We start from the raw sequence: 16,772 nt of genomic DNA on the forward strand, positions 1-16,772 counted from the left end.
CGGACTGTCAGTACCCCCTGCATCAAACCGTATCCCGAAAAATCCGGAACAGACTGTGGACTATTCGCTCATACGGCTTACCCCCATCCAGATCGAAAATCCTGCGTTAATAAGTACCGGATGGCTTATCCGGTCCAGCCTTCTTTTCGGAAAACCCGGAAAGCCACCCCACTAAAAAAAAGCAGTAAATGCAAGCATTTTTTTGAGCTGTGCCCGGGCCGGAAACTTACAGCAAATTTCAAACACTGTCGTTATAAACGACCGCCAGCTTCCCCCTCGTTTCCGCTTCGCTCAAACGAAGGGGAGTAGGGTTTTGGTATTCAAACATGGTTGTGGGGACAGATGCTGAAATAAGTTCAGGATAACCCTTTTTTGTGTGATGAGCTGTCCGAAAGTGCAAATCAGGCAGGCCGTTCGGCCCCGGGGGTGCCGGCTTTTAACCGGCAGTTGCTGAATGCGCGGTCCGGAAACCGCGCCACCCGCACCGGCAGCTTGGTAAACGACAAGGGAAATACGGTTGTTTTTAGATTCAGACAAAGCATCCCGGACCGGTGCGCGGGCCGTCAGAACGCCCGGGCGAGGGTTCGTTCTGACAAGATTTTTGCTTCCTTTTTATCGACTGAAAAAGGAAGGGCCCGTCCGGCCAAAGGACAAAGAATAGTTTTGGTGTCCGGTAAAGAGGATATATGGGTGGAGCGGTTTTTAACCGCGCCACCCGCACCGGCAGCTTGGTAAGCGACAAGGGAAATACGGTTGTTTTTAGATTCAGAAAGCATCCCGGACCGGTGCGCGGGCCGTCAGAACGCCCGGGCGAGGGTTCGTTCTGACAAGATTTTTGCTTCCTTTTTATCGACTGAAAAAGGAAGGGCCCGTCCGGCCAAAGGACAAAGAATAACATTGGTGGGCGGTAAAAAGGATATATGGTGGGCGGCACGGTTTGTAACCGCGCATAATCGTCGGTTACAAACCGACGCACCCGCACCGGGCTTTTTGCCGGTCTGCAAACCTATTTGGTATTCAAACACGGTTGTGGGGGACAGATGTTGAAACAGGTTCAGCATGACCTTTTTTTCGGTGCCATTTATTTGTTTCTGTCCCCCGGTATCCCCTGTCAACAATTCCTGTTTCGGGCTTGTGCCCGGGGATCCTTTCTACCTGTGCAAGTTGGGGGGAGAGGGTATTGCCGTCGAAAGGGTTTCCGCATAAGCTTATGATCCCGATAATGATTCCCGATTGACGGGTCTTTGTGATCGATACGTTGTTCCCAAATTCGTATTTCCTGTGTTCTTTGCCTTTAGCAATGCAGCTGACCAACAATATGTGAGCATCATTTTGATTTTTCACGTTTGACTAATTCGGCTAAAAAGAATTATTAAACCGCAGAGATAGCAGAGATTGTACGGAGTTTCGCTGAGATGAAACCACCCTGTTTTCTCTGCGATTTTTCAGGGGTATTATTGAACGAGCAAAACCCCTCCGTTGGTTGGAATTTGCACATCAATTTCCTGTTTTTTATTCAGTTTAACTGATGCCATTTTGCCGTTCAGCTGCGAATCGTCGCTATACGATTTCAGTTCGGAGCCGACCTGGATCATGGGCAGCTTCAGGTTTAACTTGATCGTTCCGGTTTGGGCATTAATTCCGGCGATGTACCATTTATCTCCCTTGCGACGTGCCAACACCACATACTTTCCTGGATAACCGTCAATAAAAACGGTCTCGTCCCAAATTGTTGGTACGTTTTTCATGAAGTCGATGGCCCAGTCAGGAGCATCGGTCAGGTTGTTGGGCGCCAGGGCGAAATGCTGAACGCCGCTTTGGAACAGAACGGCGGTAGCCAAAGCAAATACATCGGAGGTCACGCGTTTGGAGCCTTTGTTCGGTGTGTTGTTGGCATTGTAGAACTTGTTGAGCGCGCTGCCGCCAAAATCCATGCTGCCCACCGTATTGCGAATGAACGGATGAATGCAGGCATTGAATGCCTCACGATCGCAACTGCCCTGCCCGAAGTGTAGATTCTCGCTGGCCAAAACGGCCTCGCTTGATGCGTAATTGGGGTACATCCGCTCCCAACCGCGCGGCAAGGTGCAGCCATGAAAAATGACCATGATGCCATAGTCGTTGGCATCGTACAGAATATCTTCGTACAGTTTCATGGTTACTTGTTTGTCGCCTCCAAAAAAGTCGACTTTAATCCCTTTCACGCCAATGCTTTTCATCCAGGCCAATTCTTTTCGGCGGGCAATGGTATTGTCCATAATGCCCCGCGGCCCTTGTGGCGCGTCGTTCCAATAACCGTTCGAGTTGTACCATAAATAAAGCGATACGCCTTTGCCAGCGCCATATCTGGCCAGTTCTTCTATCTTGTCGTAGCCAATTTGGGTGTCCCAAAGGGCGTCTACCAACACGGTTTCGTAGCCCATAGCCGCACTAAAGTCGATGTATTCCTTTTGGACATCGAACACCGTGGCGCCATCCATTTTCATAATCCAGCTCCACGCGCCTTTGGTGTATCCGTAGGTTTGCGATGCTTCGTAGCGCGGCTCCACCACATCGAAGGGGACAGTGGTTTCGACAATGGGCGCCAGGGTTTCGCCCACGGTCAGGGTGCGCCAGGGCGTATGGCCCGGCAGCGGAATACCCGGAGCCGAGGTTCCGTTTCCGTTATTTTCGCCTTCCATGGGATAGCCAATGGTGTACAATCCGTTGGCATGGGCCATCAACCGGCTGCCACAATATCGGCTGTCAACTCCGGTTTCGGAAATGAGCACCCAGCCGTCGTTGTTCACTTTAAACAGGCAAGGAAAGGTAAAACCGTTGTTTTCCCAGCCGTTTGACCCCATTGGAGCATCAAGCGTGTAAGAGGTTTCGTAGCTGGGCATGGTGCGCGCAAAACCTACCATCGGTTTGCTCTGCGGGCAAAGGAAGGTGGTGCTTCCCTGCGGAAATACAAAACCCGAGGCTTCCCGGTTCACCACGCAGCTTTTGCGTTCGCCCTGCGGATATACTTTATAGCGAAAAGCCACGTCGTTGTTGCTTACCCTGAAAAGGACATCAAAGGCTGGCTTTTCATCCTTTGAGAACGAAAAAACTGCTTCACTTGCAAGATATTCCACCTTGCTTTTTTTGATATTGGGCAATGAATAGCTTTCATCGATCTTGCGAAGTTGAACGCTTTCGCTCAAAGCCAAACCGTTCGTAAAATCACCCACATTGGTTTCCATTCCCAAAGGCGAATCCCCGAGGAAGGTTTTTCCATTGTATATCACATTGTAGAAAGCTTTTCCATCCTTATCGGAAATGTTCACCACTAATTTCCCGTCGGGACTGGTCAATGTCTTTTCCGTAGCATTGGAAATACCGGTACAACAGAAAAGAACGAAAAAGAGCAAACTAATTTTCTTCATCATGAATAAATTGTACTAATTGTTTTTCGAGATTTGATCACTAATCCGGAAATAATCAAAATCGGCGTAGCCACCAGTTGTTTTTGTGGCGTAGTTAAACAGGCCAAAACGGTAGCCCATAAAGTGTTCCATAAGGGTGTATTCCATTTTGAGCTGATTTCCAATGCTTTTCCATGTTTTTCCATCGAGACTGTAAAAGAATTCGGCGATATCGGCCTTATTTCTGAAATCGCATTCAATTTTCAGGTAAACTGAGTTTTGTGTAAGCGGGATGCTTTCGATTTCAGTAGGAACATCGTTTTGATTGCTCACCATAAACAGGTATTTCTGACCATTGACCACCTTCACCCCAACCTGGCCGAATTTGCGTTGAAAAGCCGTCAGTCCGGCAAAGTCGCCATCTTTCAGGTTTGAGGCATCGAGCAAAGTGATGCCCGAACAAACAGGGCCAAAGGTGCGCTGTGTTAAGGTGTTGCGCGACTTGAGGAAAAGCGAGTCGATACGACCGGTTTTCAAACGAAGATAGCCCTTGCGTTCGGTAACCGACCATAATGAATTGTCGGGGTTGTGGTTCCACTGCCAAACCAATGGCAGTGCGGGTTCGCCCTTTTTTCGTTTGAATTCGTCGTTGGCTACAATGCCGGGCATCAAGCCCTTGCTGGCAGGCAGGTCGAGGGTTTCGGGCACTTTGCCGTCAACGCCCAACACCGGCCAGCCGTCTTCCCACTTCATGGGCACCAAAAAAGGGATGCGCCCCACCGAGCCATGATCCTGGAACAAGTAGGCGAACCACCTGCCATCCGGAGTATCAATGATGCTGCCCTGGGCCACGCCTTTATCTTGTAAAGCGATACGACCTTCCCAAGGGCCCATGAGATTATCGGCGCGGTGAACCAGGACGGTACGCATGCTGCCCCGGGGCCAGGAAATGTTAAACAGGTAATATTTTCCGTTGTGCTGGTACAGTTGTGAACCTTCGGCTTTGAGCATGTTGGGTTCGGTAGGTGCACTTGCATTTTCGATCAGCACCTGATTGATCCCGCCCTCTTTCACGCCGGTTAAATCTTCGTTCAGTTCAATAATTTGCAATCTGCCTCCGCCAGTGATCAAGTAGGCACGACTATCGTCAAAAACCAGCGTACAGTCGTGATAGCCCGGCGTAAACGAGTTCATTTTCCAGTCGCCTTTTTCAATATCGTTGGTCCTGAAAATATAGGTTTTGTCGGTTGTCTGAGCATAGGTTGCAATGTAATAAGTACCATTGTGATAACGCAAACTACTTGCCCAGGTACCTTTTCCGTAATTGCTTTTACCGTTTACAAGGCTCAACGCATCATCCTCCCCCAGCCTATCGTAAGCATAGTTGAGCATTTCCCAGTTCACCAGGTCCTTCGATCTCATAACAGGAACACCGGGGCACATGTGCATGGTAGTGCTGGCCATGTAGTAGGTATCGCCCGCGCGAATCATCGATAAGTCGGGCACATCGGCCCAAATAATTGGATTGTGAGCCTTTTGAGCCTGAGCAAATGTTGCATTTACAACTAACAACGCCAACAAGATGATTAAACTACTACTTTTGATTTTCATTTCATTTAGTTTATTGATCTGAAATACAGGTATTTCGTTCTAGCTGGCAGGATACCGACATTACGTCGAGCCTGCCAATTGAAAAACGTGAATATTTAAATGTACTATCCCAAAGTTATTCAGGAATTGCATCGTTGGCCGAAGTGGCATACAAGCCTAACAAACAGCCGGTGAATCCGCCAGCTACGTCGGTCGAAAGGATGTCGCCCGAAACGGTTCCGCCCAAATTCACAAATTCAGCACCGTTTACCGAATAACTGAACTTGTAGTCATCGCCTTCAGCTTGTACCTTCAAGCGAATGGGGGTTTTCACGTCGATGGGCGTGCTTGCAAGCACTTTTGACTTCACCTCGCGCGTACGCATGGGCCTTTCGTTGCGCTCCAACAAAAGGTAACAGTCGTCGCCCTTCCTGGTTATACCGAACACATAATTCGAATGCTCGCTTTGAAGAGCTACAATTCCAGCTAAATCTTTTTCGCTGGCGGGCGCGTATTGCAGGGTTGTTTCAAAACTAAAGTGTTTGTGTTGTTGACGGTGGAACAAGGTTGAAGTGGGTTTCACTTCTTTGATATTCGTTTCAAAGGGCTTGATTTGAAGCCCGTTTTTGGTAACGGTCATGAAATCTTCGCGCGGCCCACGCAGGCCAATCCAGCGGTAATCCAATTCTCCGGAAGCAAAGTTTTCGGTAATCGTAAAGTTGCCATTCCAAAAATATCCCGGTTGTTGGGTTTTGTTTTCAACACCTTTGGGCATTTTCAACTTGGGTTCCATGGGCACCAAACCGTTTTCGAAAACAGGGAATGTTCCGCTCCAGTCAACAGGAAGGAGAAAGGTTTCACGGCCTGTGTTTACACGGTTTTTCCCGTTGGGACGAATGGCCAGAAACACGCCGTACATTTTGCCGTCGGGACCTTCAACCAAGTCGGCATGACCCGCCCAATCAACTTTATTCGGCCTGTCTTTGGGGAAATGACGTTGGGTCAAAATGGGGTTGCCAGGTGCTGGCACATAAGGCCCTTTGGGATTATCGCTGATGAAAATCACTTCGCTGTGCCAACCGCCGGTGCCACCTTCGGCGCACATCAAATAATACTTGTTGTTGCGCTTGTAAATGTGCGGAGCTTCAATCCAAATGGGTTTTTTCGAGAGGTCAACTCCCCCATCCACAATAATTTGATCGGTCCCGGCAATAACCTGGTCGTTTTCCATGTCATAATCCCAAATTTTGATGACGCGGTGCCCGTTGTACAATTCTTTTCCTTCGTCGGGCGCATCGTTGTGCACCACATAAGCTTTGCCATTGTCGTCGAAAAACAAGGATGGATCAATCCCGTTGAATTGCAATTTGTACGGATCGCTCCAGCCTTTCATCGGATCTTTGGTCTTCACGACGATGTTGCCAAACCCGCCCGAGAACTGCGTGGTAATCATATAGAACGTGTCGTTGTCCGGATTGTATTTGATGGCAGGCGCATACACACCCGCACTAATTCCACAATCGTGAACAACCAATTGCGAAACCCGGTCGAGCACATGCCCGATTTGTGTCCAGTTCACCAAATCTTTTGAGTGAAAAATGGGCACACCCGGGAACATGGCAAACGACGAGCACACCAAATAATAGTCGTCGCCTTTGCGTGTAATGGCCGGATCGGGATAACAACCTTGCAAAATGGGGTTGTAAAACTCGTCGGCCTTCAGCGGATTGTCGGTATAAACCGGATCGTTGCCCGTGTACACCGCTTGGGTGAACACTGGAACACTCGACGGTTGCGCAGCTTTTTGCTTCTTTCCCTGGCCAAAACCGGTCAGGCCCGACAAGATAAACAGGGCCGTTAACAACACGCTGTGTTTTCGTATAAACGAAAATCTTTTTAAATCTTTCATCGTCATTGATTTTCTTATTCAGTTATGATTATTACTCATTTTATTTTAAGTGAATAGGTTTTTCCCGCTTCAGTTGGTAGATCATATAAAAGTGTTTGTTTAAGATCCGGCTCATTCAGTTGGACAGCTTCCGAAATCAGCGGGTTCTTAACTTGCGCCGTTTCGAAGAACAGATTGGGATTGGCGCCGGTTGCTGCCACCAACCCGTTACCTGCTGCCTGAACAACTTCGTTGGGTACCCTGATGCGGCAATTTCCGCCCAAATTCGACTTGATTTCGACACGTTGAGCCTTGCCATCGCTCCACGAAAAGCTGACCTCGAAACCGCCCGGAGCACGCAAGCCCGTGATTTCGCCTGTTTTCCATTCGTCGGGCAAAGCGGGCAATAGGTGAATCGCGCCGTCGTGGCTTTGCATCAGCATTTCGGCAATGCCGGCTGTGCAGCCAAAGTTCCCGTCGATTTGGAACGGTGGGTGCGCATCGAAAAAGTTGGGATAGGTTCCGCCGTCTCTTCCTCCATTCACCGGGTCAACCAGCGTTAATTGATCTTTGATCAGTTTCATGGCATGGTTTCCGTCGAGCAAACGGGCCCAAAAATTCACCTTCCAGCCCATCGACCAGCCCGTTGATACATCGCCACGGTGAATTAAAGTGGTACGCGCCGCATCAAACAATTCGGGTGTGGCGTAAGGCGTGATTTGATTACTCGGATAAAGGCCATATAAATGTGAAACGTGCCGGTGTTTGTCGTTCGGGTTGTCCAAATCTTCCATCCATTCCTGCAACTGCCCGTGTTGGCCAATTTGCATAGGCGGTAAGCGGTCGAGTATTTTTTTGAGTTCGGCCATCAATTCAACATCTTGGTTCAGCAAGCCGGCGGCTTTAATGGTTTTCGAAAACAGGTCGAACAAAATTTGGTTGTCCATAGTCGCTCCGGCGCAAATGGAAGGCCTGCCTGCGGGCGCATTTTCGGGCGAAATTGCGGGGCTTACCACCAACCACTTATGGGTAGGCTCTTCAATCAGAAAATCCTGGTAAAACTCGCAAGCCGATTTCAGAATGGGATAAACCGATTCGAGGTACTTCAAATCGCCGTTGTACAAATACGGTTCCCACAAATGCTGCGAAAGCCAGGCGCCACCCATGGGCCACATGCCCCAAAAAGCACCATCGACCACACCGCTGATCCGCCAAATATCGGTGTTGTGATGCATTACCCAGCCATCGCAACCGTACATCTCGCGGGCAGTTTGCTTCCCGGTTTCGGAAATCTCTTTCACCATCCGGATCAGTGGTTCGTGCAGCTCGGGCATGTTGCACTTTTCAGCCGGCCAGTAATTCATTTCGGTGTTGATGTTGATGGTGTACTTACTGTCCCAGGCCGGGTTGGTACTTTCGTTCCAAATTCCCTGCAAATTGGCTGGTTGTCCCCCGGGTTGCGAGCTCGAAATCAGCAAATAACGCCCAAACTGGTAGTACATCGAAACCAGCTCGGGATCGTAGCTTTTCGAAAAGTTTTTGATGCGGACATCGGTGGGTTGTTGAGCTTCGGGCGATGTTCCCAAATCGAAGGTAGAACGGTTGAAATAAGATTGATAGGCCGCTATGTGCCGATCGAGCATTTTGTTGAACGGAACTTTTTCGACCTTGGCCAAGTAGTTTGAACATTTTTCAACTTCGTTGTCAGTCAGGGTTTTATAATCAACAAAGTTGGTTGCCATCGAAATCAGGATGGTCACTTCAGAAGCATCTTTCACGTTGATGGTAGCCGTTTCGGCTGAAACAGAACCTCCTTCAGCCAAAATTTTGACCCGGGTGCAAAACTTCACTTGTCCCTCAACGCCTTCGTGCGTACTCGAAAGCCCTGTCATTTCAAGGGTTTGAGCGTCAACAGCGCGTGCGGCTGTTTGAAGCGGCCCTTGCAAGTGTGCCGAAAAATTGAGTTTCTTCTTTTTGTTGGCCGAAAGTTTCACCACGATCACCTGGTCGGGCAACGATGCAAACACATCGCGGGTGTAGGTTACGCCATCCACCTGGTAGGTTGTTTTGAAAACGGCCCGTTCCAAATCAAGTTCGCGGTAATAATCGGTGAAGCTTTCATGTCCGGGAAAATTCAGAACCAAATCGCCAACAACCTGATATTTTGAACCATGCAATTGTGTCAACATATTCTCGTTCACCATCGTTTCGGCTTCTTTGAACTTTCCGTTGAAAATCAGTTCCCGAATTTTTGGCAAAGCTTCCTGGGCTTTTGGGTTGTCGTTGCGCGACGGCCCGCCCGACCAGAAGGTTTCTTCATTCAGCTGAATTTTTTCGGATGCCGGATCGCCATAAATCATGGCACCCAATCGGCCGTTTCCTACCGGAAGCGCTTCGTTCCAAACCTTTGCGGGCTTGTCGTACCACATTTTCAGTTTTCCTCCTTTGGTTGCTGTTGCTTGGCAGCTTAAAAGAAAACAATATGCAAAAAACAGGGACAGTAATTTCAATTCAATTTTCTTCATTTTTTGGATCTTACTAATCGTATATAATAAACCGCACCCGCGGTATTCCCTTGTAATGACTGGAATTTCACCCTGACGTTTTTCTTGTCCTTTATCATGGAGTCAGGAATTGTATACTCCACGTCATGAAACTTCGATTGGTTCCAACGTCCGGTATTGTCTTCAGTCAACAATTTTTCATCGTCAATGTAAATATCAAATTTGCGGCCTCCCCATTCGGCTCCCCAATAACGAACAATCAGGCTCAAGTCGGTCTCCGAATTGGTTTTCATTTCGTAGCTGAAATAGCCACCCCGGTTTGCATCGCGGTAGAATTCGTTCTGTGTATTGCCCGAATTCGAATTCTCCTTTTGCATGGCATGGTCGGTTTCGGGCTGTTGTTCGCCGGTAGCCACAAAGTCGATGGTACGTTTTTCAAGGGCAATCCGCTGTTTTTCCATATTTGAGAGCGAATCGAGGTAAGCCTGGTAGCCATTGTTTGTGAGCGCCAACCAATACATCATATACCGGGCATCGTGAATGTGAGCGAAAGGCTCCAGTTTTACGTCGATGGGGTTCATCATTTTTACGTTGAGTGTAAAGTGCAATGGCTCATCCTTTATGGGCACCAACTTGCCGGCCATGTTGTCAATATCATCTTCAAGCAAGATCGGGGCCTGATCAACAGGCAGCATTTTACCGCCCGGATATTGCGCCCAGCGCCCGTCGTTGGCCAGCAGCCCACGTAAATCGTCGGTACCTGTTTTGGCGCCGAGCAATATGGGGCCGTGCAAAAAGGCAATGTAACCGGGCACATTGGGCAAACGCTCAATAGTGTTCTGCATAGGTAGTTCCACTTCGATAACATCGCCTTTGTTCCATTTTCTGTCGATACAGATATATGAAGAAGGAAGGGCAGAATAATTCATGGCTTTTCCGTTTACATAAATTTTCAATGCCCCTTGTTTCACCCATCCGGGATACCTGAGCATCAGTTTAAAACTCGCAGAACCTTTTGTTACCGTAAGCTTTGTGCGTTCTTCGTACGGGAAATTCGTTTCCTGTTTGATACTTATGTCTTTATCCTTCCAGTTTAATTCCGAAGCAATAAACAGGTTGAGGAACAATGAGTCGGTTGAATGGGTGTAGATGAACCGGTTGTATTTGCCATGGTTTTCCATGCCTGTTCCCACGCAGCACCACATGGCCTGATTGGGTGTAGAATAAACCCGGTAGTGGCGCGGGCGCGCTGTTGTAAAATACACATATCCTCCATGATCGGGGTGTTGGGTTGACAGAATGTGGTTGAACACCGTACGTTCGTAATAATCGGCATAATGGGCCGAAGGTTGCATACGGAACAAATCTTCTGTCAATTTCAACATGTTATAGGAGTTGCACGACTCGGGGCCGTCAACATCGTTGATGAAATCGCCACAGGATTCGACACTTGGAAAATGCTCCCGACGGCTATTGCCCCCAAAAGCAAGGGAACGGTTTGCCGTAATGGTTTCCCAGGAGAAGCGGCCTGCGCGTTCGTATGTTTCATCGCCGCTGAGTTCCGCAATCCTCGCGAAGCCAATAAATTTTGGGATTTGCGTGTTGGCATGCTTGTTATCCAGGTTATCAACCCCTTGCGACAAAGGCTCCAAAAACATGTTGTGCGAATATCTTTTGGCAGCAATCAGGTATTTTTCGTCGCCCGATATTTGATAGGCATCGGCAAAAGTTTCGTTCATGCCGCCATATTCGTGGTTTAAAACCGACTGCATCTGCTCATCATTAAGCCCAGAAGTGATTTCGATGCCCCAATCGCAGAATTTCAAAAACATCAACTTAGCCTCTTCGTTGCCACAATAGAGCCAGGCATCCCTAAGCCCGGCATACATTTTATGCAAATTGTAAAATGGCGCCCAGGCAGAATAATAAACGCTAAAATCACCCTTTTTAAAGGCCGTCCACAATTTTGCACTGTTTGGAAAACCGCCCATATAGCCAATTCCCCATTCCGCATTGTTCATGGCGTTTGCCTCAAGGCACTCTCTGAGTTCCGAAAGCATATACTCCATACGCCTTTTGCACTCTTGATTACCAGTGCCTGCATAATTCATAGCCATAGCCGACAGGTAGTGCCCCGCCACATGGCCGTCCAGTCCGTCCCAATTGGGATAACTTTGGGCCTTTTCGGGCAGGCCGGCTTCCTTGCGGTAAGGCGCCAATAAACGGTCAACATCGTATTGCAGCAGCACCTGAAGGTTCAGGTCGCGGGCATGTTTAAACGGCCCGTCGAGCAAGCTCACATCCGATATCGGGAATTCGTTTTTATACAGCTTTTCCTGCGCTTGAATTGAACTGCTAAAAACCAATAAGCAAACAAATAAGCCGATCTTTATTCCATTCATGTGATTCAAATTAATCTTTACATTAGTATTTCCCAACTTTCCTGTTCCAATTCAACCTTAAACACAAGGCTCAACTTTCTCCTGTACAGGCGGATGCTAATTGAACTTCCAATAATCCAGGTTGAACAACTCGCCATCCCCTCCTTTAAATACAAAGTACAAATCGTGGATGCCTTCGTTTTTACCGAGATTTGTGGTGAACGTTTCCCAGACGTTGGCATCGCCGGTATTTGTTATTTCGCAAATGCCCAGCAGTAAACCATCTTTTGTATCCAGACGAATCTCAATTTCTCCTCCTGCCAATGCAGCAGCAGCAACCTCGAATTTTTTAGCCCCTTTGCCAAAATCGACATTGCGTACCTTGATGAAATCGCCATTTTCAATTTTGGTCACATATACACCTTGATTGCCGGATGTGGTTTTCACCCCTTCGGACCAGGCAATGGTTTCTGCTTCTGTTTTTTGAAAGGGGTTCAAATTCGATACGCTTTCTTTCACGCCTTCTTTGGTGGGCAAAATCAGTGGAATCGTGCCATCTTCATTATACTTAAATTGCTCCACACTAACCGACCGTTTGAAACCTTCGCCTCCTGACAAAGCCTGATCGTGATAAAAGAAGTAGGAATTTCCTTTGTAATCAATGATGCCGGGATGATTGGTGAAAGCAAGATGATCAGCTCTTTCCATAATAAAACCCTGATACGTCCACGGGCCTTCGGCTGAAGGGGCAGTGGAATAAGCAATATATTCGGGGATTCCCGCCGCAGCGTAAATCATGTAATACAAATTATTACGTTTATAAATCCAGGGTCCTTCAGTGTAAGTGGTACCCGGTTTGCCATTACGTCCTTCTTTAGCACCGAACGATTCGGTAGTCATAGCTACGGGAACGATTCCATCTTTGCCAATGCTGCGGTCGTACGAAATCATGTCTTCGTTGAGTTTCACGTAAAAAAGAGAAGGATTTCCCCAGTACAAGTATGCTTGTCCATCATCGTCAATCATGACAGTCGGATCAATATCGTGCCAAATATTTTCGCCGTCAATTAAGCGCTTGCCCAGCGGATCAAAAAAAGGCCCTGTTGGTGAATCGGCGACCAAAACAGCTATACCATCGCCATGTATGGGGCAGTACAGGTAGAACTTCCCGTTTCGCTCAATGCACTGCGGCGCCCAGGCCCCGTTTGTTTTATCCGACCAGGCAAAATCGTTGAGCGAAGCCACCGCTCCGTGGTCGGTCCAGTTCACCATGTCGGTTGTCGAGTAGCACCGCCAGTCGTACATCGTGAAAAAATTGTTGACCGTTTCGTCCTCATCATGGGTTGTATAAAGATAAACCGTGCCGTTGTACACCATGGGCGCAGGATCGGCCGTATAATAGCTTTGAATAATCGGGTTTTGGGCTAAACCAATCATTGGTAATAGTGAAACGAGTACCAATATTAAAAGGATTCTATTGATCATCTGAAGGTAGTTATTAGTTATTAGTAAATTGGTCATTAGTCATTAGTCATTGCAGCTTGGGGCTTGGAGCTCGTTTTCTGCGGCTTCTCTGCGTTCTTTGCGTTAAAAAAGCAACTGAGCGCCTAAGTACCAAAGTTCCTGAGTTTTGGTTCCTGGCTCTTGGTTCTTGGTTCCTGGTTCCTGGCTCCTGGTTCTTGGCTCCTGGGCATTAGTCATTGGTCATTATGTCTTTCACTGCTTATTGGTTCCGGTCAGTCTATGGCAAGTTCTTCTTATCAACTTTCCAGACGGTTGATTGGGAAAGTTGGCATGGATTCCCGGCAAACAATTCACCGGCGTTATTATCACCCTTCAGTTGCCATTTAAACCAGGCCGTTGCCACCTTGGCAAACTCACCTCCATGGGGCTGACCGTAGGTTCCGCCATGTCCGACATCCATATTGGCGACAAAGACCGGAACGTGGTTGATCCGGTTATAGTCGTCCATTCCGTTATTATAGGCAATATCCGACTCACCACCAAGCAAATAGAGGGTTGGCGTGTGCAATTTTGCCAGATGATCCTTTGTTAAACCAGGCATACCCGGCATTCCGTTTCCCGGGTTTCCTAAAATACCACTATTACACACAACTGCGGTGGTCACACGTGGATCGGGCGCTACCTCAAGGGTTTGCAGACCCCCGCAGGACATACCACTAACCGCGATCTTCGAAATATCGATTTTTTGATACAGGACACTTGACTCGTCGCTGTTTTGCGCAATTGCCCAGTCGATGGCGTCCAGCAATTGGGATGAAGTTGACCTCCCGCTGCCACGTTCACCTTCCTTCGGCATAGGACCTATGGCGATCGTCAGAAAGCCATGTGAGGCCACTTCCGACAAAAAGTTGACATGCTCCCATGGTGAATTGGCACAAGCCCCGTTACCCCAGACAATAATCGGCAACTTATTTTTCTCCCCAAAAACACCCAGGTCTTCAGGGCGGAATACAGTATGCGTCAACAAAGAGCTATCGGTGTACATAACAGCACGATAAGCTCCTGTTCCGCCCTCTTCAACAATTCGTTGAGTTGCTTTGAATTGATTTTCCTTGAGTAATGAAAGCATCTTCTCCCCGTACCTTCTTCCCAATACACGGTAACCTTCTGATGTAAAATGAAGTCCGTCAGGCATCCCAGGGCATCCTTCGGAAGAAATAACATGCGAATTAGGTATCACGTTGGGCAATTGGGCGATATATTGATTGAAACCAAAACATTTACCATTGAATTCGGCACTCAGCAGTTCACCTGCCAGCAAGGGCGTTTTCTGTGGGTCGAGGTTCAGGTCGGACACAAGGTTGTCGTAGATCTCCTTCACCTTTTGTGTCCACAGGGTATCGTTTGGATTTGACTCGCCCTGGTGCATCAAAATGCCTTTGACTACGCCATCTTTCTGGGCCAGCTTGGCCATTTCAACGAGCTTTCCGTATGGATTTCCATCGTAATTTTTGATCCAGTTGAGCATCCAGTCGGGCGCATTTTTAACGTATGACCGGTAGTTTTCCTTATCGTACAACTCAATCCGGCAGCCCCCAACCGAAACATTAATAACACCAACTTTGATATTTTCAGGCAGATTGGCAACCAGGGTGCGCCCAAAGTAGTCGGCCGGCGAAATTCCGGCATTACAGTCGCAAACGGGTGGTGTTGCCGTGTACCAGTTACCCATTTCCCGCCCTTTATCCGGGCAATCCATCGCGCTCATCATTTGAAAGCGTGGGCTTACCACCGAATCTTGTGCTTCAGCACGGGCTGCTCCGGCCATATTCGATTGGCCAAAACATAAGTATATATGAAAATTGGGATCTTGCGGATAGGCATAACTACTTGATAGTAGAAGCACAAAAAAAACGAATAATTTGAACTTAGTATTCATATCAAAAAGAATTACAGATGATTTAAGAATTATTGTGCCCATTCTCTCCCTTCGGGAGAACGCCTCCATCTAAAATAGTCATCCAATACGTTAAGCGATGCTTCATCGGGAACTATCCCCAAACGGGCATCCGGTCCAAGGTACATGACAACAGCATTTTCATGACTGAAAGGGGGCCATTCGGGAACTCCTTCGCCATTTGGGTGGCCAAATTTGGCAAAGTTGGTCCAATAGGTGCCCATGATTTCCGAAATGGCCAAATCTGATTCAGATGTTTGCGGGTTTTCAGGGTTGATGTGCATAAAAACGTAAGGCACATCAACGCCATGCGGCGTTCCATGGTCAAACTGTGGCGAGTTTTCGGGATGCACGGGGTGTTGGTCGAAATAGTAATAATACACTTCTGATTTTCCTGTGCTTGACTGTAACCTTGCCCAACTCCAGGTATGCCAGCCAAAGGCAGCGTCGCGCATCAAATTACGGGCCGAGCGTGGCACATTGTTTTCGCCAACCGGATAGGCTTCTGTTAAGTCATCTGCAAATGGGCCAAACCGGCGTTCAACCCCGGCACGATATTCTTCGGGTACACGCCCGGGCGAAAAGCTTAAGCCTTCGTCAGAGTTATAGCCGATCAGGACAGGGACATCGTTGTATCTTCCTTCCAAATACAATTGGTACTGGTCATCAGGAATGACGTAACCGTCAACAATAGGCCAACCACCCGGCATAGTCCAACCTTGGGGTATCAGCTTTTCGGCGTCTACTTTCCGAAGCTCGTCGATGGATGAAAGCCCAAATCCATTCACATATTCAACCCCCTCTTGCTCCGCTTGTTGAAGTGTTTTCATATTTTCGCCCGGAAAGGTAGTCGGCCGTGTAGGCCCGAATGAGCCACCGCTTTGCGAAATAGCACCGTGGAATAAACCTTTGGCCAGGGGCGAAGCGCAGAGCATACTCACCGCAATTCCGCCGGCCGATTCGCCAAAAATGGTTACTTTACCGGGGTCGCCGCCAAAAGCCGATATGTTGTTTTGAATCCACTGCAAACCGGCAATCTGGTCGAGCAAACCGTAGTTTCCCGAAACACCATTGGGGCTCTCGTCGCTCAGTTCGGGATGCGCCAGAAATCCGAGTTGGCCGACACGATAAGCAATGCTCACCAACACCACGCCTTTGCGGGCCAGATGTTCGCCGTTGTGAACGGGATCGGAGGTGGACCCAAAGCTGAATCCGCCGCCATAAATCCAGACCAAAACAGGTAGTTTTTCTTTCGGGGATTTTGCCGGAGTCCATACGTTCAGGTAAAGACAATCTTCACTCTTGCCCGACGCAGGATTGCCGCCTTGCATGGGTGCGGGTGCATATTCGGTGGTTTGCGTCACACCTTCCCAGGGTTCAACAGGCTGAGGAGCTTTCCAGCGCAGATCGCCCACCGGCGGTGCCGCAAAAGGGATTCCTTTGTAAATGGTCAAATCTTCGGTAACTGTACCTTGTATCCAACCACCTTCAACCTGGACAAGGCCGGGCTGTTGCTTTGTGCAAGCAGCTATAACGAATGTAAGCATTGCTATAAGCAGAAAGCTGATTTGTTTCATCTTCATAATGTTAACCTAAAGTTTA

8 protein-coding genes are annotated in these 16,772 nt (G+C 48.3%); all 8 read right to left on the reverse strand.

All coding sequences use genetic code 11. The annotated features are described in order from the left end of the window. Nucleotides 1–1,454 precede the first annotated feature (1,454 nt). Entirely contained in the window at nucleotides 1,455–3,410 is a 1,956-nt protein-coding gene (locus ACOIT5_RS20680) for a glycoside hydrolase family 97 protein (protein ID WP_423128066.1), read from the reverse strand. A gap of 12 nt (nucleotides 3,411–3,422) precedes the next feature. Next, a complete protein-coding gene (locus tag ACOIT5_RS20685; RefSeq protein WP_423128067.1) occupies nucleotides 3,423–4,997 on the reverse strand; it encodes a glycoside hydrolase family 43 protein in 1,575 nt (524 codons plus the stop codon). A 115-nt stretch (nucleotides 4,998–5,112) separates the two neighbouring features. Further along, on the reverse strand, nucleotides 5,113–6,885 hold the full coding sequence (locus ACOIT5_RS20690) for a glycoside hydrolase family 43 protein (RefSeq protein ID WP_423128068.1): 1,773 nt from the start codon (nucleotides 6,883–6,885) through the stop codon (nucleotides 5,113–5,115). 35 nt (nucleotides 6,886–6,920) lie between these two features. After that, nucleotides 6,921–9,389 carry a glycoside hydrolase family 95 protein gene (locus tag ACOIT5_RS20695; protein ID WP_423128069.1) on the reverse strand — a complete coding sequence of 823 codons (2,469 nt, stop codon included), beginning with the start codon at nucleotides 9,387–9,389 and terminating at the stop codon, nucleotides 6,921–6,923. Continuing rightward, nucleotides 9,386–11,770 (reverse strand): glycoside hydrolase family 127 protein, encoded by a 2,385-nt coding sequence (locus ACOIT5_RS20700; protein ID WP_423128070.1) that lies wholly within the window; start codon nucleotides 11,768–11,770, stop codon nucleotides 9,386–9,388. Before ACOIT5_RS20700 ends, ACOIT5_RS20695 begins: the two co-directional genes overlap by 4 nt. 96 nt (nucleotides 11,771–11,866) lie before the next feature. Beyond that, complete coding sequence (locus ACOIT5_RS20705) at nucleotides 11,867–13,234, reverse strand: glycoside hydrolase family 43 protein (protein ID WP_423128071.1); 1,368 nt, start codon at nucleotides 13,232–13,234, stop codon at nucleotides 11,867–11,869. Between the two features lie 256 nt (nucleotides 13,235–13,490). Then, complete coding sequence (locus ACOIT5_RS20710; RefSeq protein ID WP_423128072.1) at nucleotides 13,491–15,152, reverse strand: sialate O-acetylesterase; 1,662 nt, start codon at nucleotides 15,150–15,152, stop codon at nucleotides 13,491–13,493. Nucleotides 15,153–15,181: 29 nt separating this feature from the next. Continuing rightward, nucleotides 15,182–16,753, reverse strand: a complete 1,572-nt coding sequence (locus ACOIT5_RS20715) for a carboxylesterase/lipase family protein (RefSeq protein ID WP_423128073.1) — start codon at nucleotides 16,751–16,753, stop codon at nucleotides 15,182–15,184. Nucleotides 16,754–16,772: the final 19 nt, after the last annotated feature.

The organism is Gaoshiqia hydrogeniformans (assembly GCF_049347105.1).
Classification (GTDB): Bacteria; Bacteroidota; Bacteroidia; order Bacteroidales; family Prolixibacteraceae; genus Gaoshiqia; species Gaoshiqia hydrogeniformans.